The following is an 18,822-nucleotide window of genomic DNA, read 5'->3' on the forward strand; positions in this document are numbered from 1 at the left end:
GTCCAGATTTGGCCCGGAGTATAACAACCGCAGCGGCGGAGTTTCCCCCGCCAAAACGGAATATTTCGGTCTTTTCTTATAACCTGGCGGCACCCTCGGCCGCTGCCGTAGGGGCCTTGCCGAGCATGCGCACCTCCCGCTGGGGGAAGGGGATTTCGATGCCTTCGGCCTTGAAGCGCTTCCAGATCTCCAGGTTGATGTCCGAGCGCAGGGCGCCGGAACCTTCCTCCGGGTCTTCGATCCAGAAGCCCACCTCCAGGTTGATGCCGCTGTCGGCAAAGCCGGTCAGGTAGGCCCGGGGCGGCCGCTCCTGCAGTACCCGGGGATGGGCTGCGGCCGCCTCCACCAGTACCGCCATGGCCCGCTCCACATCGCTGTTGTAGCCGACCTGGACGGCGGTCTTGAGGAATACCTGGGTGTCCGTGTAGGACTGGTTCTGCACCACGTTGGCGACGAACTGCTCGTTGGGGATCAGGTATTCGGTGCCGGCCAGGCCCCGCAGCACCGTGTAGCGGGTGGTGATCTGGGTCACCACGCCGCTGGTGGCGGCGTCGATGGCGATGAAGTCGCCCAGGCGGATGGAGCGGTCGAGCAGGATGATGAAGCCGGAGATGTAGTTGCTGGCGATCTTCTGCAGGCCGAAACCGAGGCCGACGCCGAGGGCGCCGCCGAAGACCGAGAGGGTGGTGATGTCGATGCCCACCAGGGACAGGCTGATGAGTACCGCCACCAGGGTCAGCAGGGCTTTGATGATGCGGGCCAGCACCGCCCGCACGTTGGAATCCAGCTTCTGCGCCCCCATCAGCCGGGCCTCCGCCAGGCCGGCCAGCCACAGGGCGCCCAGCACGGTGACGAAAATGGTGACCAGGCCGTGCAGGATCATCCACAGGTCGAGGCGCTGCTTGCCAACGGCGAACTGCACCTGCTCCATGGCGTCGATCACCGGCAGGTCCAGGCCGGTGATGTGCAGGGCTGCGGCCAGCCACACCAGGGTGGCGATGACCCGCTCGGAAGCCGCCAGCCAGCCCGAGGGGGCGAAGGCCTGGCGCAGGATGTAGACCATCAGCCGGATGCCGGCCAGGGACAGCATCAGGGGCACGGCCAGGGACAGCAGATTGACGTGCATGTGGGGCTTGAGCAGGGCCCGGGCCAGCACCACCAGGCCCGCCGCCAGCAGGGGGAAGAGCAGGCGCTTGACCCCGCTGCGGCCCGCGTGCCAGCGCTCCGGCGTCGTCTGGATGCGGTTGCGCACCTGGCGCGAGGCGAAGAAGGCGATGCCGATGCAGCCGAGGAGCACGGCCATCTGCCAGAAAATGCGGGGATTCTGCAGGTCGTCCCACAGGTCGGTGAATAGCTGGGGCAGGGTTTCCATGGCGCAGGCTTACTTGGCTTGACGTTCGAAGACGGCGGCGAAGAAGGCGTCGCTGTCGTGGCGGTGGGGCAGCAGGGCCAGACGGCCGGCGGGCATGGCCTCCAGCCCCGGCAGCTCGATGCCCTGGGCGGCCAGGATGTCGGCCACCGGCACGGCGACGAAGTCCGGGTGAGCAGCGAGGAAGGCGTCGGCGACAGCGCCGTTCTCTTCCTGCAGCAGGCTGCAGGTGGCGTACACCAGGCGGCCGCCGGCCTTCACCAGGCGGGCGGCGGAATTGAGGATGGCGGTCTGCTTGGCGTTCAGCTCGGCGACGGACTTTTCGTCCTGGCGCCACTTCAGGTCCGGATTACGGCGCAGGGTGCCCAGGCCCGAGCAGGGTGCATCCACCAGGACCCGGTCCAGCTTGCCGGCCAGGCGCTTGATGCGGGCGTCGTTCTCGCTCTCGATACGTACCGGATGCACGTTGGAAAGACCGGAACGGGCCAGGCGCGGCTTCAGGTTGTTGAGGCGCTTCTCCGACACGTCGAAGGCGTAGAGGCGGCCGGTGGAGCGCATCAGGGCGCCCAGCAGCAGGGTCTTGCCGCCGGCGCCGGCGCAGAAGTCGGCCACCATCTCGCCCCGCTTGGGCGCCAGCAGCAGGCCCAGCAGCTGGCTGCCCTCGTCCTGCACTTCCACCGCACCGTCCATGAACAGGGGATGGCGGGAAAGGGCGGGCTTGCCGGCCAGGCGCAGGCCCAGGGGCGAATAGGGGGTGGGGCTGGCGGCGATGCCGTCCTTGGCCAGTTGGGCGGCGACGGCGTTGCGTTCGCCCTTCAGGCTGTTGACCCGCAGGTCCAGGGGCGCCGGCCGGTTGAGGGCGGCCACCAGGGCCTGGGTCTCCTCGGCGCCGTACTGGGCCAGCAGGCGCTGGTAGAGCCAGTCCGGCAGGTCCAGGGCGATGGCCGGGGCGCTCAGGCCGAGGGGGCCGCTGGGGTCGAAATGGTCTTCGCCGCGGCCGATGGCGGCCCAGCGCTGTTGCAGGTGTTCCACCAGCTCGGCTTCGCCGTGGCGCAGCAGGGCTTCCAGGGCCTTGGCATCCAGGCCCTGGTGGCAGGCCAGGTGGGCCAGCAGCAGGCGGCGGGCGTTCACCTGGGGCAGCACCAGGGCTTCCAGGCTGCGCTTGTGGCGCAGGATGGCGAACACGGCCTCGGCCACGAAGCCCCGGTCCCGGTGGCCCAGCTGCTTGTGCTCGCGGAAGTAGCGGGAGAGGGCCGCGTCCGCCGGGTGGTTCAGGCGCAGCACCTCGGTGAGGGCGGCGATGGCGTGCTGGAACAGGGCGGGAGCGGGTGCGTGGGTCATGGCGGTCTTCAAAAAAACGTTGGCCCCGGAGGGCGCGGAAAATCGGTGGGGCCGGAGCCCCGGCAGGCGGCGTCTATTCGCTGCCGATCTGGAGTTCGGTGGCGATCTGGTCGAAACGTTCGCCCTTCTTGTCAATGTGGCGGATCTTCACCGGCAGCAGCAGGCGGTCCGTGGCCAGCCACACTTCGGTGGTGGTGTCGCCGCTGGCCCGCAGGTGCAGGGTCGGCACGCTGCCGAAGGCCAGCTCCAGGACTTCCTCGCCGACCCGGGTGAAGCGGATCGTGTCCAGCTTGCGCCCGGTGCTCACCGGCAGATCCACCGTGGCGCCCACCTGGGGCAGGTAGCCGAAGGCGTAGTAGAAGCTGATGAAATCCTGGGCGCCGGGGGGCAGGGTCTGGTGTCGCTGCTCCCTGCCCTGGACGATGCTGCCGGCGTTCCAGTCGAAGTCGGCCCGGTCGCCGGTCTCGCTGCCGTTCTTGCGGGCGACGAAGGTTTCCGGCTGCAGTCCGGCCGGGCCTATTTTACCCCGGCTCTCGTAGGCCACCTGGACCGACTTGAAGAGAGCCGCCAGGCCGGTGGTTTCGGTGACGCCGGTGAGCCGGTAGCGGCCGTCGGCGATGCGCCATTCGTGGATGGTCTGGCCCACTTCGAAATTCTGCTCGCCCTTGATGACGACGAAGCGGATGCGCCCCCGGGGCGGCAGCCGGGGCTCCACGGCCGCCGACGGGGCAGGCTCGGGAGCGGCCACCGGCGCGGCTTCCGGCACCGGGGCGGCGGCCGCCGGCTCCGGCTGGGCCTGGGGGGCGGGCACTGCTGCCGGCCCAGGCGGGACGGCCCTGCTGGGCCTGGGGGCCTTGGGCACGGCTTTCGGCGCGGGTGCCGGGGCAGGGGGTGTTTCGGGCCGCCGCTGGGGCGTCAGGGTGGCTTCCAGGGGCGGCGAGGGTGGTTCTTCGCCCAGCCCGGGCAGCTCGACTTCCGGCAGCACCAGGGCGCCGAGATGGAGGAAGAGGGAGGTCGCCAGGGCCAGCGCCAGGGCGACGGGGATGGAACGCTTCAGGGATCAGCTCCGGGCCGGGGGGGAAATGAGGGCGCTGGCGGCGGCCATGGGGTTGTCGGCCAGCAGCACCCGGCCCTGTTCCAGGCGCAGGCGGCCTTGGCAGAACCAGGCCACGGCGGCGGGATAGACCTGGTGTTCCTGCACCAGGACCCGGGCCGCCAGACTGTGCTCGTCGTCCCCTTCCAGCACCGGCACCACGGCCTGGGCGATGGCGGGGCCGTGGTCCAGGGCCGGGGTGACGAAATGCACGGTGCAGCCGTGCACCCGGCAGCCTTCCTCCAGGGCCCGCTGGTGGGTGTGGAGGCCGGGGAAAGCGGGCAGCAGGGAGGGATGGATGTTGATCAGGCGGCCTTCGTAATGGCGCACGAAGCCTTCGGAGAGGATGCGCATGAAGCCGGCCAGGATCACCAGGTCCGGGGCGTGGGCGTCGATGGCCTCGGCCAGGGCGGCATCGAAGGCTTCCCGGCTGGGGTAGGCCTTGTGGTCCAGGGCAGCGGTGGCGATGCCGGCCGCCTTGGCGGTTTCCAGGCCCTTGGCGTCGGGCCGGTTGGCGATCACGGCCACCACCTGGCCCGGATAGGCAGGGTCGGCGGCGGCCCGGAGGATGGCCTCCATATTGCTGCCGCGGCCGGAGATGAGGATGACGAGTCTTTTTTTCATGTCTGCTGGGGCCCGGCAGGGGCTGCCGGGGCGGTCCTACTTGATCGGTGTGAGGGCGGCCACCGGCAGGAAGACTGCGGTGGCCAGGTTCTGCATGACCCGGTTGACGGTGCGGCCGTTCTTGTCGGCCACCACCACCGAGAGGAAATCCAGGAGGCCGACCAGGCGGCCGATTTCCCGCTCGAAGGAGAGGTTGCGCACGGCGGCGTCCGGCTCGTTGGAGAGGATGTACAGCTCGCCTTCCACATTGCGGTTGTTGTTCAGGCGCCAGGCGACGATTTCCAGGTTGCGGGCGCAATTGTAGAGCTTTTGCGCGTCGAGGCCGTCAAGAACGTAAAAATCGGTCTTGTGCTCGTAGGCCGCCTGGACCATGCCGTTGACCCCGGCCATGAGGGCCAGCACCCGGTCGCCGTGGTAATCCTCGCGGAAGGCGAGCAGCATGGCCTGGGCCTCCCGGCGCCCTTCCAGCTCGGGCCACTGGTTGTTGTCGAAGATGCGGGCCACGGCCGCTTCCAGGGAGGGCTGGCCGACCTTCTTCCATTCCCGGGGATTGCGCCGGTACAGCTTTTCGGTGAGGCGTTTGAGGCCGGCGCTGACTTCCCGCTGGCTGGCGTCGATGACCCGGTCGATGTCGGTCTTGGCGATGGCCCGGGGGTCGAAGCGGGATTCGCTACGCCCGTCGTGGCTGGTGCGGGTGGTGCAGCCCGGCAGGGCCAGGGCCAGCAGCAGGGCAGCCGCTGCGGCCAGGGCGGGGCCGGCCCGTGCTCCGTCTTGTTCCTGCTTCCCCATGACTCCCCCTTGGTTTTTGTCTGTGGTTGTGCCGTTCAGCCGGTGCTGGCCTTGCGCGCCTTGCAGTAGCCGATGATGGCCGGCAGCAGGGACACGGCGATGATGAGCACGATCACCAGCGACAGGTTGTTCTTGATCAGGGGCAGGTTGCCGAACCAGTAGCCGGCCAGGCTGAGGGACACCACCCAGGAGACGCCGCCGACCACGTTGAAGAAGGTGAAGCGGCCGTAGCCCATCTCGCCCATGCCGGCGACGAAGGGGGCGAAGGTGCGCAGCAGGGGCAGGAAGCGGGAGATGACCAGGGTCTTGCCGCCGTGTACCTCGAAGAAGGCGTGGGTCTTTTCCAGGGCTGCCCGGTTCAGCAGGCGGGAATTCCAGGCCAGGATGCGGTGGCCGAACCAGCGGCCGATGACGTAGTTGAGGCTGTTGCCGAGCACGGCGGCGAGGGACAAGCTGAGCATCAGGGGCATCAGGGCCATGTCGCCGATGGCGGCCAGGGCGCCGGCGACGAAGAGCAGGGAGTCGCCGGGAAGGAAGGGCACGACGACGAAGCCGGTCTCGGCGAAGACGATGAAAAAGAGGATGGCGTAGATCCAGGGGCCGTATTGCTGGACCAGGACGGCCAGGTGCTTGTCCAGGTGCAGGACCAGGTCGATGAACTGCAGGAAGAGGCCGGTGATTGCGTCGAAAAATTCCATGGGGCGGCAGGGAGTATGGGGGCGGATGGGGCGGCTCCGGGCGGGGCCGCCAGGCCCGGATTCTAGCCTACTTGTGCACGCAGCCCGGCGGCGGCTCGTTGAGCACGGCCCAGAACAGGCCCAGGGATTTCACCGCGTCGATGAAGTCGCGGAAATTCACCGGCTTCACCACGTAGGCGTTGCAGCCCAGGTCGTAGGCCTCGTCCAGGTCCCGCTCCTCCCGGGAGGAGGTCAGCATGACCACCGGCACGTGGCGCAGCTCCTCGTCCTGCTTGATCTCCCGCAGCACTTCCAGGCCGCTCACCAGGGGCATCTTCAGGTCCAGCAGGATCAGGGCCGGGTTGCCCGCCGGCCGGTCGGCGAAGGGGCCGCGGCGGTAGAGGTAGTCCAGGGCCTGCTCGCCGTCGTTCACCACCTCCACCTCGTTGGCCAGGTGGCTGGCACCCAGGCCTTCCAGGGCCAGTTCCACGTCCCGGGGATCGTCTTCCGCCAGGAGGATGCGCTTCAGTTCCATGGAATCTCCTTATTGTCTTTATGCATCATTCGTCCCGGGGCAGGCTGAAGTAGAAGGTGGCGCCCCGGTCGGGCTCGGCCTCGGCCCAGGTGCGGCCGCCGTGGCGCTCCACCACCCGGCGCACGTTGGCCAGGCCGATGCCGGTGCCCTCGAAATCGGCGGCGCCGTGCAGGCGCTGGAAGACGCCGAACAGCTTGCCCACGTATTTCATGTTGAAGCCGACGCCGTTGTCGGCGATGCGGATTACCCACTCGGGCCGCCCCTCGTGCTCCCCGCTCTCGGCGGCGATGTGGATCTGGGCCCGCTCCCGCTTCCGCGAGTACTTGAGGGCGTTGCCCACCAGATTGGCCAGCACCTGGCGGATCAGGGTGCGGTCCGCCAGCACCTGGGGCAGGCTGCCGATGGCCCAATCCACCGCCGGGGCACGGGGTTCCTGGGCCAGGTCGTCGATCACTTCCTGGAGCAGCTTGTTGAGGTCCACCGGGGTCTTGTGCACTTCGGCCCGGCCGATGCGGGAGAAGGCCAGCAGGCCGTCGATGAGGTCGCCCATGCGGTTGGCGGCCTCGGTGATGATGTTGAGATAGCGCCGGCTGGCTTCCGACAGCCGGTTGTCCGCATCGGCCTCGAGCAGGCTGACGAAGCCGGAGACGTGGCGCAGGGGCGCCCGCAGGTCGTGGGAGACGGAGTAGGAGAAGGCTTCCAGCTCCTTGTTGGCCACCGCCAGCTGGTCGGTGCGTTCGGCCACCCGCCGTTCCAGTTCCTGGTTGAGGCTGCGCATGGCCCGTTCCTGGGCCATGCGCTCCATTTCCATGCCGGCCCGCAGGGCGAACAGGCTGATGATGGGCAGGTAGCCGCTGGCCTCGGGCAGGGGCTTGTCGTCGATCACCACCAGCAGGCCCAGGATCTTGCCGCCGTTGCCGGTGATGGGGGCGCCCATGTAGCTTTCCGCCTTCATTTCCTTCAGGGCCCGGTTGTCCGGGAACAGCTCGGTGATGCCCCGGGGGAAGAGGGTCGGGCCGGAGCCGAGCATGACCTGGCAGGGCGTGCCATCCAGGGCGTAGGCGAAATTGGTGGAGGGGGCGCCGTGGGTCCAGCTGGAGAGGGTGCGGATGTGGCAGCCGTCCGGGTCCACTTCGCCGACGAAGGCGTAGGCCACGTCGAAGAGGGTGGCCACGTGCTGCACCAGGGAATCGAGGAAGGCTTCGCCGTAGACCGTGGCGGTGTTTTCCACCAGGGCCCGCAGGGCTTCCTGGGTGCGGCGCATCTCGGTCACGTCCCGGCCTTCGGGAATGAGGTAGATGACGCGGCCGTGCTCGTCCCGCACCGGGGTGATGCTGACGTCGATCCAGTGCAGGATGCCCTGGGCGGTGCGGTGGCTGGCGGCGAAGCGCACCGTCTCGCCCTGGCGCGCCCGGGCCACGGCCTGGCGCAGGGTTTCCCGGCTTTCGCTGTCCCGGTCCCACCAGGGGGTGTCCCAGAAGGGGCGGCCCACCACCTCTTCCTTGGCGGCGCCGGCGAATTCCAGGGAGGTGCGGTTGGCCTCCAGCAGGGTGCCCTGGGGATCCATCAGACCGACGAAGGAGAAGGTGCTGTCGAGCAGGCCCCGGATGCGCTGTTCGCTGTCGATGAGGGCCTGCTGGGTGCGCATGCGGGCGGTGATGTCCTGGCCGGTGCCGCGGTAGCCGCGAAACTGGCCCCGCTCGTCGAAGACCGGGCGGCCGTTGCTGACGTACCAGTGGATTTCGCCGTCGCCGGCGACGATCTGGTAGGTGAAGTCCCGGAACGGCAGGTGGGCTTCCTGCTGGGCCCGGTGGGCGGTCATCTGCTCCGGGGTGACGCCGAGCAGGGGCAGTTCCCAGCGGGTCTTGCCCAGGTACTGCTCCAGGGGCAGGCGGCCCTTCTGGAAGGCGCCGCCGGACATCATGGTGAAGCGGCAGTTCTCGTCCTGCTCCCAGTACCAGTCGTAGGACAGCTCGGCCAGGTCGCGGAAGCGGGCCTCGCTCTCCCGCAGGTCCCGGTCCACCTCCAGCAGTTCGGCCATCTGGGCGTCCAGCTGGGCGGTGCGGGTCGCCACTTCCTGGCGCAGGGTCCGGTTCCAGAAGAGGATCACCCCCAGGGCCGCGGCGACGAGGGTCAGCAGGCCGCCCGCCACCCACCAGAAATTGGGATTGTTCCAGGGGCCGGCGTTGCCCACCCGCAGCCAGCGCTGCAGCACCTGTTCCTTTTCCTGGGCCGGAATGGCGGCGGCGGTCTGGTCCATGAGGGCGGTCAGCTCGGGCCAGTCGCCGCGCACGCCGAAGGTGAAGGCGTAGTTGATGCCGGTGTTGCCGCCCACGGCCAGATTGACCAGGCCTTCCTTCTGCACGTAATAGGTGACCCGGCCCAGGTCGGTGACCGCCGCATCCACCTCGCTGAAGGCCAGCTTGGTCAGGGCCGACAGCTCGTCCCGGCTGGGGGCCAGGTGCAGCCCGGGATACTCCCGCCGCAGGCGGTCCTCCAGGGCGCTGCCGGCCAGCACCGCCACCTTGCGTCCTTCCAGCTGGTCCAGGGTGAGGGGGCCGGTGCCCAGGGTCTCCTGGCGCACGATGATCTTGGTTTCCAGCTCGGCGTAGGGCTTGGGGAAGCTCAGGTAGGTTTCCCGGCCCGGGGTGTGCACGGCGGCGAAGAGCAGGTCCACCTCCCGGTTGCGGATGCCGTCGTGCATGTCTTCCAGGCTGCCGTAATAGACCATCTGGAAGCGCACGCCGAGGCGCTGCTCGTAGAGCTTCAGCATGTCCACCGAGAGGCCCGAGTAGCTGCCGCTGCGGAAGTCCCGCATCAGCAGGTTGGGCATTTCCGTGGCGCCGACCCGGATTTCCGGGTGCTGGGCCAGCCACTGGCGCTGCTCGGGGGAATAGTTCTGGGCCCGGGCCAGGGGGCTCGACAGCAGGCCCAGGATCAGCAGCAGGAAGGCGAAGCGGAAGGGAAAAAGGGAAAGGAGGCGCCGCAGCCGGCCGGGGAGTGCAAGAAGCGAAGGCAGCGCCATGACCGCTTCAGCGCCACTGGGCCAGGGCCGGCGCCAGGTCTTCGGGCAGGGCCGGGCGGGCGAAGTGGTAGCCCTGGCCCTCGCTGCAGCCGCACTCTTGCAGGCGGCTGCGCTGGTCGGCGGTTTCCACGCCCTCGGCGATGACCTCCAGGCCCAGGCTGGTGCCCATGGCGACGATGGCCCGGGCAATGGAGAGGTCGCTGCCGGCGGCCGGGCCGCGGACGAAGGACTGGTCGATCTTCAGCCGGTTCACCGGGAACTGCTGCAGATAGGAAAGGGAGGGGTAGCCGGTGCCGAAGTCGTCGATGGCCAGGGAGACGCCGATGTCCCGCAGCTGCTGCAGGGTGTCCAGGACTTCCTCCTCCTGGTTCATGGCGATGTTTTCGGTGATTTCCAGCTCGATGTTGCGCGGATCGGCGCCGGAGCGCTGGATCACCATGGCCACCGATTCGGCCAGGCGGGGCTGCTGGAACTGCAGGGCGGAGAGGTTCACCGCCACCCGCAGGTCGTGGTGGCCGGCCTGGGCCCATTTGACGCTCTGGCGGCAGGCTTCCCCCAGCACCCATTCGCCGACGGGGACGATGAGGCCCGTTTCCTCCAGTAGGGGAATGAATTCCAGGGGCGAGACCAGGCCCCGTTCCGGGCTCTGCCAGCGCAGCAGGGCCTCGACCCCGGTGATGCGGCCCGTGGCCAGGTCCACCTGGGGCTGGTAGTGCAGCACGAATTCGTGGTTGACCAGGGCGTGGTAGAGGGCCGCTTCCAGCACCAGGCGGCCCTTTTCCGGCTGGGCCATGCGCTCGTGGAAGAGGCGGGCCTGGCCGGGGCCGGCCCGCTTGGCCGTTTCCAGGGCCGCTTCGGCGTGCTGCATGAGGTCCAGGCCTTCGTTCTCCTTGTCGGAGGAGCGGGGGTGGAGGGCGGCGCCGATGCTGCAGGTCAGGTACAGGTCCTGGCCCTGGATGGAAAAGCCGGCAGCGAAGGCTTCCCGCAGGCGCTCGAACCAGGCCTCGGCCCCGGCCGGGTCGGCGATGCCGGAGAGCACCAGGGCGAAGCGGTCGGAGGAGGCCCGGGCGACGAAGTCGTCCTCGCCGATGAGGGCCGAGAGGCGCCGGGCCACGGCCCGCAGCACCCGGTTGGCCAGGACCATGCCCATGCCGTGCATGATTTTGCGGAAGCGGTTGATGTCCACCAGCAGCAGGAGAAAGGGGGCTTGCTCCGGGGCGCTGCGGTGTTCCAGGTGTTCCAGCAGGAAATCCACGTTGGCGATGCCGGTCAGGGGGTCGAAGCGCAGCAGGTGTTCCAGGCTGGCCTGGGCCTGGCGCAGGGCGGCCCGGTTGCCGGCCTCCCGGATCTCCCGCTCCACCACCGGAGCCAGGCGGCTCAGGTTGTCCTTGCTGACGAAGTCCCGGGCGCCGCGGCGCATGGCCTCGATGGCGATGTCGTCGGGGATCATGCCGGAGACGATGACGAAGGGCAGGTCGCCGCCCCGGGACTGAAGCAGGGCCAGGGCCGAGACCGAGTCGAACTCGGGCATGTTGTGGTCGCAGATGACCACGTCCCAGCCGCCCTGGGCCAGTTGCTCCTCCATGGCGGCGCCGGTCTCCACCCGTGTCCACTCGATGCGGTGGCCGCTCTGGCGCAGGGCACGGGCGGCCAGCTCCACATCCAGTTCGGAGTCGTCGACGAAGAGGACGCGCAGGGGCAGTGCAGACTCAGGCGATACGGGCATGGGGTATGGCGCCGTTGTATGACAGGTGTGGGACGATTATAGCGACTTCCGCTACCGGCGGTAGCCCCGCATGGCGGCCGCAACGCCGCGCCCGGAGCCGACTTCGGCAGGGGCTATAATGCCCCCTCGCCGTTTGTCCCCGACCCCGTTGCCGCCATGCCCATCCGCCTCCTGCCCGACCTTCTCATCAGCCAGATCGCCGCCGGCGAGGTGGTGGAACGGCCCGCCTCGGTCCTCAAGGAGGTGCTGGAAAATTCCCTGGACGCGGGCAGCCAGGCCATCCAGATCCAGCTGGAAGAGGGCGGGGTGAAGCTGATCCGGGTCAGCGACGACGGCTGCGGCATTCCCCAGGAAGAGCTGCCCCTGGCCCTGACCCGCCACGCCACCAGCAAGATCGCCAGCCTGGAAGACCTGGAACGGGTGGCCACCCTGGGCTTCCGCGGCGAGGCCCTGGCCTCGGTGGCGGCGGTGGCCCGCCTCACCCTCACCAGCCGCGCCGCCGGCGCCGGTCATGCCTGGAAGCTGGCCGCCCACGGCAGCGGCGAGGCGGAACCGGCCGCCCTGACCGCCGGCACCGTGGTGGAAATGCGGGACCTCTATTACAACACCCCGGCCCGCCGCAAATTCCTGAAATCCGAAGGCACCGAATTCGCCCACTGCGCCGATGCGGTCAAGCGCGTCGCCCTGGCTCATCCGGGCGTGGCCTTTTCCCTGGCCCACAACGGCCGGGTCAGCCTGTCGCTGCCGAAAGCCGATCTGGCCGGCCGGGTCGGCGCCATCCTGGGCCAGGATTTCCTTGCCGAATGCCGCCGCGTCGAGGCCGGCATCCAGGGGCTGTCGATTGTCGGCTACGCCGCCCAACCCGCCTGGTCCCGGCCCGGGCGGGATGCCCAGTATGTCTTCGTCAATGGTCGCTTCGTGCGCGACAAGCTGCTGGCTCACGCCCTGCGCGAGGCCTACCAGGACATGCTGCATGGCAGCCGCCACCCGGGCTACGCCCTGTTCATCGAGATCGACCCGGCGGCGGTGGATGTGAATGTGCATCCGGCCAAGACCGAAGTGCGCTTCCGCGATAGCCGGGCGGTGCACCAGTTCGTCTATCACGCGGTGCATAAGGCCCTGTCCCAAGTCATCAGCGACCCGACCCGGGAAGTGCAAACCGCTTCCCCCGGCCTGACTGCCCTGGGCGGCAGTACGGGCGCGGCTTCCAGCCTTGGCCAGGCCAGCGGCGGCTATGGGCAACGTCCCCCGGCGGTGCCGGCCTGGAACCCGCCCCACCAGGGCAGCCTGGGGGTGGCCGAGCCATCTGCCACGTCCTACCTGGCTTTCGCGGCAGCGGCCCGGCAGGGTCCGGGCGGCGCCAGCACCTTCCCTGGCAGCGGCAGTTTCGCCCCGGCGGCCGCTGCCGATGCCCCCGGCCAGGAAGCGCCGCCCCTGGGCTACGCCCTGGCCCAGCTGCACGGCATCTACGTGCTGGCCCAGAATGCCCGGGGCCTGATCCTGGTGGACATGCACGCCGCCCACGAGCGCATCCTCTACGAAAAGCTGAAGACCGCCTACGACAGCAAGGCGGTGCCGACCCAGGCCCTGCTCATTCCGGCGGTGTTCTCCGCCAGCGCCCACGAGGTGGCGGCGGTGGAAGAACACGGCGCCACCATGGCTGAACTGGGCTTCGAACTGGCGCCCCTGGGCCCCAACGAACTGGCCCTGCGCTCCGTGCCCCAACTGCTGGCCGGCGGCGATCCGGTGAACCTGGCCCGCAGCCTGCTGGCCGAGCTGATGGAACACGGGGCTTCCCAGGTCTCCACCGCCCGGCGCAACGAACTCCTGGCCACCCTGGCCTGCCACGGCGCCGTGCGCGCCCGGCGCCTGCTCACCGTGCCGGAAATGAACGCCCTCTTGCGCCAGATGGAAGAGACCGAGCGGGCCGACCAGTGCAACCACGGCCGCCCCACCTGGACCGAGCTGTCCCTGGCGGACTTGGACAAGCTCTTCCTGCGGGGCCAGTGATAGTGTTTTAGGTGTATAGGGATTTATTTGTATTTATACGGATTTATTTGTATATATACGTATAAATTCCTATAGGGAGATTGTTGATGGATAACATTCGTAATCCCTTCTCACCTGGCGCCGGTTCACCTCCTCCCGAACTAGCCGGGCGGGAAGGAATTCTGGAACAGGCTCGGGTTTTGTTGGGGCGCGTCCGTATTCGTCGTCCCGAAAAGAGCATCCTGCTGACCGGTCTGCGAGGTGTCGGCAAAACGGTACTGCTCAATGAGATCGAACGCCTGGCTCGGGCCGATGGCTACCGGACGATCCTGGTGGAGGCCCACGAATCCAAGTCTCTAGTCAGTCTGTTGGCGCCGCCCTTGCGCTCACTCTTTTTTGACCTGAACCGTATAGCGGGTGCCGGCGACAAGGTTCGGCGAGGGCTTGCAGTGCTGAAGAGCTTTGTCGGTGCAGTTCGGGTGAAGGTCGGGGATGTGGACCTTGGATTGGACATTGCACCAGAGCCGGGAAGTGCCGACAGCGGGGACCTAGAACTGGACCTGCCCAACCTGTTTGTTGCTGTCGGAGAAGCCGCGGAGGAGCGAGGTACGGCTGTGGCTATCTTGATCGACGAAGTCCAGTATTTCTCCACCGCTGAGTTGAGTGCGCTGGTCATGGCCATGCACAAGATGCAGCAGCGTCAGTTGCCGGTGGTTCTGGTTGGGGCAGGTTTGCCGATCCTGCCCGGTCTGGTGGGTGAGTCAAAGTCCTATGCGGAACGTCTTTTCAATTTTCCGGACGTGGGGGCGTTGCCAGAGGCAGATGCCATTCGTGCCTTGCAGGAGCCGGTGGAAGCGGCAGGGGAGCGGTTTGCAGATGATGCCCTGATGGAGATCGTTCGCCTGACCCGGGGGTACCCCTATTTCCTGCAAGAGTGGGGCTACCAAGCCTGGAACTATGCGGCAGCCTCTCCCATCGATCTGCAAGTGGTCCGGGAGGCGAGTGACAATGTATCCCGCCGTCTGGACGAAAATTTCTTCCGGGTACGTTTCGATCGTCTGACGCCCCGGGAAAAAACTTATCTGCGAGCCATGGCCGAATTGGGGCCCGGTCCCTATCGCACCGGTGACGTTGCGGACACCCTCCAGGTGAAGATCAATACCTTGGGGCCGGTGCGGGCCAGCCTGATCAAGAAAGGAATGGTGTATAGCCCTTCCCACGGCGATATGGCCTTTACCGTCCCTCTCTTCGCCGATTTCATGCGGCGGGCCATGCCGGTATTTACGCCGTGATGCTCGGTTCCCAGAGAAAGCCTGATGCCGGTGCCGCGCCCGGCCATGCGCCCCTGAATCCTGCCATCCTGCTCATGGGGCCCACTGCCAGCGGCAAGACCGCGGCGGCCCTGCATCTGTTCGATCGCTTCCCGGTGGAACTCATCAGCGTCGATTCGGCCCTGGTCTTCCGCGACATGGATATCGGCACCGCCAAGCCGGACCGGGCCACCCTGGCCCGCTACCCGCACCGGCTGGTGGATGTGATCTCGCCGGAGGAGGCTTATTCCGCCGCCCGCTTCCGCGACGAAGCCCTGGCCGCCATGGCCGAGGCCACCGCCCGGGGCAAGGTGCCCTTGCTGGTGGGCGGCACCATGCTCTACTGCAAGGCCCTGCGGGAGGGGCTCTCCGACCTGCCGCAAGCCGACCCGGCCCTGCGCGCCGAACTGGAAGCGAAGGCGGCGGCCTACGGCTGGCCGGCTCTGCACGCCGAACTGGCGCAGCTGGACCCGGTCACCGCCGCCCGCCTGCATCCCACCGATTCCCAGCGGGTCTCCCGCGCCCTGGAAATCTGCCAGCTGACGGGCCGGCCCATGTCCGCCCTGCTGGCCGAGCAGCAGCGGCAACCCCTGCCCTGGAACCTGCTGCCCCTGGCCCTGGCCCCCTCCGACCGGGCGGTGCTGCACCAGCGTATCGCCGAGCGTTTCGCCCAGATGCTGGCCCAGGGCTTCATGGAGGAGATGCAGGCCCTGCGCGCCAAGTACCGCCTCAATGCCGGCCTGCCTTCCATGCGCTGCGTCGGCTACCGCCAGGCCTGGGAGGTGCTGGAGGGCGAGGCCCCCGCCGCCGAGCTGCTGGACCGGGGCATCTTCGCCACCCGCCAGCTGGCCAAGCGCCAGATCACCTGGCTGCGCTCCGACCCCACGGCGGAAGTGTTCGACTGCCTGGCGCCGGACCTGTTTGCCCGGGTGGAAAGCCGGGTGGCCCGCTTCCTGGAACAGCAGAAGGTCTGACATGGCCGCCAGCCGGGAGTACGTGGATTACCTCCTGGAAAGCCTGGCGCCCCTGGGGCCGGTGGTGGGCAAGCGCATGTTCAGCGGCGTCGGCCTCTTTCTCGACGGCCTCATGTTTGCCATCGTCATCGACGACCAGCTGTGGCTGAAGGCGGACGACCTCAACCGGGGCAAATTCACCGCCCTGGACCTGCCGCCCTTCACCTATCCGCGCCAGGGCAAGCTCACGGCCTTGAGCTACTACCGGGCCCCGGACGAGTCCCTGGATGCGCCCCATGCCCTGCTGCCCTGGGCCCGCAGCGCCTTTGCCGCAGCCCTGCGGGGGCGGGATGTCGAAGGCCGCAGGCGCCCGCCGCGTCGCAAGCCGACGGCCTAGTCCGGCGGCGCCATGAAAAAGCCGCCCGGGAGGCGGCTTTTCGTTTGCCCCGGCGCCGCGCCTAGCGGTCCTGAAGCAGCCATTGCAGCAGGGTGGCGTAGAGCACGTCCGGGTTCACCGGCTTGGCGATGAAGTCGTTCATGCCGGCTCCCAGGCAGCGGGCCTTGTCCTCGGCGAAGGCATTGGCGGTCATGGCCAGGATCGGGGTCTGGCGGTGGCGTTGCAGCTGGCGGATTTCCCGGGTGGCGTCGAGGCCGTCCATGAGGGGCATCTGCATGTCCATTAGGATCAGGGCGTAGTCGTTGCCGCGGGCCCTTTCCACCGCCACCTTGCCGTCCGGCGCCAGCTCCACCCGCAGGCCCACGTCCTCCAGCATGAACTTGGTGATTTCCTGGTTGATCGGCTCGTCCTCGGCCAGCAGCACCGTGCGGCCGGCGAACTCCTGGCGCAGCCGCTGTTCGGCGTTGCCGCCGGCCAGGGGGGCGCCGTTGCCGTAGCGCTCCTTGCCCTTTTTCAGGCGGGCGGTGAACCAGAAGGTGCTGCCCCGGCCCGGCTCGCTGCTGGCACCGGCCTCGCCGCCCATGAGCTGGGCCAGCTTGCGGGTGATGGCCAGGCCCAGACCGGTGCCGCCGTAGCGGCGGGTGGTGCTGTTGTCGGCCTGCTCGAAGGCGGAGAAGAGCTTGTGCATGGCCTCGGGCGGGATGCCGATGCCCGTGTCCTGCACCTCGAAGCGCAGCAGGGCGTCCGCCTCGCCTTCCTCCAGGGTGTGCACCCGCAGGGTGATGCTGCCCTGCTCGGTGAATTTGAGGGCATTGCCGGCATAGTTGAGCAGGGCCTGCTGCAGCCGGGTGGGGTCCCCCAGCAGGTGGGGCGGCAGGGGCTGGGCTTCGGTGCGCAGCACCAGGCCCTTGGCCTGGACCCGCTCCTGCAGGAAGGAGGCGACGTTGCCGAGCAGGCTTTCGACGCGGACGGGCGCCTCCTCCAGGGCGAACTTGCCGGCTTCGATCTTGGACAGGTCGAGGATGGCGTTGATCACCCCCAGCAGGTGCTGGGCGGCCGCCTCCAGCTTGTCCATGTGCTCGGCCTGCTGGGGCTTGAGGCCGGCCCGGCGGATCAGATGGGTGAGACCGGTCATGGCGTTGAGGGGGGTGCGGATTTCGTGGCTCATATTGGCCAGGAAGGCGCTCTTGGCCACGTTGGCCGATTCCGCCGCATCCTTCAGCTCCTCCAGCTGGCGGGTGCGCTCCTGCACCAGCTCCTCCAGGCGCTGGCGGTGCCGCTGCAGCTCGGCCTCGGCGGCCTTGCGCGCGGTGATGTCCCGGGCGATCTTGGAGATGCCCAGAACCCGGCCCTCGCCGTCCAGGAGGGGGGAGATGGTGACCGAGACGTCGACGATGCGGCCGTCCTTGCGGATGCGGCGGGTGTCGAAGTGCTTCACCGTTTCGCCGCGGCGCAGGCGTTCCAGGATGTCCCGTTCCTCCGCCAGGCACTCCGGTGGGAACAGGTGCAGGGCGGAGCGGCCCACCATTTCGGCGGCGCTGTAGCCGAACAGCTCCTCGGCCCCCCGGTTCCAGCTGGTGACGATGCCGTCCAGGGTCTTGCTGAGGATGGCGTCGTCCGAGGAACGGACGATGGCCTCGTACTGCCGGGCGATGCGTTCGGCCTGGCGGCTCTCGGTGACGTCGTAGAAGCAGGCGAGGAATTCGCCGCCCAGGGATATGCCGGAAACGAGGACGATGCGCTCCTCGCCGCTGCGCACCGTGACGTTGCACTCGATGGGCGCAATGTCGCCGTCGTGGTTGGCGGCAGCGGCCAGCGCCTGCTGCCAGTCGGCCATGACCTGGGCCCGGTAGTCCGGGTCCGGGTAGGCCCGCAGCCACCACTGTTCCAGGCTCGGCATTTCCTCGACGGAGTAGCCGAACATCTGCAGGCAGCGCCGGTTGCGGTCCACGATGGTGCCGGTCTGGTCCACATAGGCCAGGCCCACCGGCGCTTCCTGGAACAGGCGGCGGAAGCGGGCCTCGCTCTGCTGCAGGGCTTCGGTGCGGTGGCGGATTTCCTCGCCCATGCGGTTGAAGTCCTGGGCCAGGGCGCCGATCTCGTCCCCGCCGGCATCGTCGCTGCGGGTGTCGTAGTTGCCGGCGGCCATGTCGCCGACGCTGCGCTGCAGCCGTGCCAGGCGACCGACGAAGGCCCGGTTGAGGTAGCTGCCCAGGGTCAGCAGCAGGATCAGGTAGCCGCCCAGGCGGATGAGGAAGTTGTGCAGCCAGGCGCCGTATTCCCGCTGGCGCAGCTGCTCCGTCGGCAGCTTGATGCTCATGACGCCGCGCAGGTCGCCCACCTGGTAGCCGTAGGCCTGGTCGTAGTCGTTGCCGATGGAGCCGGGGGCCTGGCTGCGCTCGCCGTGGCAGGCCAGGCAGTAGGCCTCGACCCAGATGGGGGCGGTGTAGTGATAGAAGCTGCGGTTGTTCTGGCCCCGGATTTCCACCAGCCGGTCGTTGGCCTTGGGGTTGGCGCGGAACCAGGCGATGGCCGCCATCTCGTCGGCGTCGGCCTGGTTTTGCGGATTGCGCGGCCGGTCCGAAACGTTGTTGAAGAAGAGGCCGCTGTCGCTCCATTCCTTGAAGTCGGCGGAGATGCGGGAGAGGGCGTGGGCCGGCAGGAAGCCCACGGTGTCGGCATTGATGGGCAGGCCGCTGGCCATGAACTGCTGGTGATACACCCGGCGCGTGGCCATCAGCATGCCGCGGATGTTCTGGGCGTCCCGGGTCAGCTCGTCCCGGATGCCGGCCTCGATGCTGCGGTAGCCGACGGCGAAGTCGGCCGCCATGATGCCCAGGATGATGGCGGAGGTGAGCAGCCAGATTTTGTGCTTGAGGCTCATGGGCGGGTCCGGTGGCGAAGGCAGGTGGCGCCAAGTCATTGGCAAAGCGGGATTTATGCTAACTCAATGGCATGTCCGTCCCCAGGGATTTTGTCGCCATTCTTGATCCA

General features: G+C 68.3%; 14 protein-coding genes. 4 read left to right on the top strand and 10 right to left on the bottom strand.

The window, feature by feature from the left end; translation table 11 throughout:
• Positions 1-76: 76 nt before the first annotated feature.
• The 9 genes from AZSP09_RS16145 to AZSP09_RS16185 all read right to left on the bottom strand — a co-directional run bounded on the left by AZSP09_RS16145 (position 77) and on the right by AZSP09_RS16185 (position 11,179).
• Positions 77-1,372 (bottom strand): mechanosensitive ion channel family protein, encoded by a 1,296-nt coding sequence (locus AZSP09_RS16145; protein ID WP_152090620.1) that lies wholly within the window; start codon positions 1,370-1,372, stop codon positions 77-79.
• A gap of 9 nt (positions 1,373-1,381) precedes the next feature.
• Complete coding sequence (locus AZSP09_RS16150; RefSeq protein WP_152090621.1) at positions 1,382-2,710, bottom strand: RsmB/NOP family class I SAM-dependent RNA methyltransferase; 1,329 nt, start codon at positions 2,708-2,710, stop codon at positions 1,382-1,384.
• A 73-nt stretch (positions 2,711-2,783) separates the two neighbouring features.
• Entirely contained in the window at positions 2,784-3,695 is a 912-nt protein-coding gene (locus AZSP09_RS16155; protein WP_152090622.1) for a DUF3108 domain-containing protein, read from the bottom strand.
• A gap of 75 nt (positions 3,696-3,770) precedes the next feature.
• On the bottom strand, positions 3,771-4,427 hold the full coding sequence (gene purN, locus AZSP09_RS16160) for a phosphoribosylglycinamide formyltransferase (RefSeq protein WP_014236633.1): 657 nt from the start codon (positions 4,425-4,427) through the stop codon (positions 3,771-3,773).
• Positions 4,428-4,463: 36 nt separating this feature from the next.
• Entirely contained in the window at positions 4,464-5,216 is a 753-nt protein-coding gene (locus tag AZSP09_RS16165; protein WP_014236634.1) for a hypothetical protein, read from the bottom strand.
• A 35-nt stretch (positions 5,217-5,251) separates the two neighbouring features.
• Complete coding sequence (locus AZSP09_RS16170) at positions 5,252-5,914, bottom strand: DedA family protein (RefSeq protein WP_014236635.1); 663 nt, start codon at positions 5,912-5,914, stop codon at positions 5,252-5,254.
• A 67-nt stretch (positions 5,915-5,981) separates the two neighbouring features.
• A complete protein-coding gene (locus tag AZSP09_RS16175; RefSeq protein WP_014236636.1) occupies positions 5,982-6,428 on the bottom strand; it encodes a response regulator in 447 nt (148 codons plus the stop codon).
• A gap of 25 nt (positions 6,429-6,453) precedes the next feature.
• Positions 6,454-9,453 (bottom strand): PAS domain S-box protein, encoded by a 3,000-nt coding sequence (locus AZSP09_RS16180; RefSeq protein ID WP_152090623.1) that lies wholly within the window; start codon positions 9,451-9,453, stop codon positions 6,454-6,456.
• 7 nt (positions 9,454-9,460) lie between these two features.
• Complete coding sequence (locus AZSP09_RS16185) at positions 9,461-11,179, bottom strand: putative bifunctional diguanylate cyclase/phosphodiesterase (protein ID WP_152090624.1); 1,719 nt, start codon at positions 11,177-11,179, stop codon at positions 9,461-9,463.
• A 156-nt stretch (positions 11,180-11,335) separates the two neighbouring features.
• On the opposite strand from AZSP09_RS16185, the gene mutL reads away from it, so the two are divergent.
• From mutL to AZSP09_RS16205, 4 genes are all read left to right on the top strand, one after another.
• A complete protein-coding gene (gene mutL / locus AZSP09_RS16190) occupies positions 11,336-13,189 on the top strand; it encodes a DNA mismatch repair endonuclease MutL (protein WP_152090625.1) in 1,854 nt (617 codons plus the stop codon).
• An 86-nt stretch (positions 13,190-13,275) separates the two neighbouring features.
• Positions 13,276-14,460 (top strand): ATP-binding protein, encoded by a 1,185-nt coding sequence (locus tag AZSP09_RS16195; RefSeq protein ID WP_152090626.1) that lies wholly within the window; start codon positions 13,276-13,278, stop codon positions 14,458-14,460.
• Positions 14,460-15,452, top strand: a complete 993-nt coding sequence (gene miaA, locus AZSP09_RS16200; RefSeq protein WP_152090915.1) for a tRNA (adenosine(37)-N6)-dimethylallyltransferase MiaA — start codon at positions 14,460-14,462, stop codon at positions 15,450-15,452. Before AZSP09_RS16195 ends, miaA begins: the two co-directional genes overlap by 1 nt.
• A gap of 1 nt (position 15,453) precedes the next feature.
• Positions 15,454-15,828, top strand: coding sequence for a TfoX/Sxy family protein (locus AZSP09_RS16205; RefSeq protein ID WP_152090627.1), 375 nt, complete (start codon positions 15,454-15,456; stop codon positions 15,826-15,828).
• 61 nt (positions 15,829-15,889) lie between these two features.
• Here the strand turns inward: AZSP09_RS16205 and AZSP09_RS16210 are convergent, their stop codons facing one another.
• Complete coding sequence (locus AZSP09_RS16210; protein WP_172974781.1) at positions 15,890-18,712, bottom strand: PAS domain S-box protein; 2,823 nt, start codon at positions 18,710-18,712, stop codon at positions 15,890-15,892.
• Positions 18,713-18,822 lie beyond the last annotated feature (110 nt).

Source organism: Azospira sp. I09 (assembly GCF_009177135.1).
GTDB lineage: Bacteria > Pseudomonadota > Gammaproteobacteria > Burkholderiales > Rhodocyclaceae > Azospira > Azospira oryzae.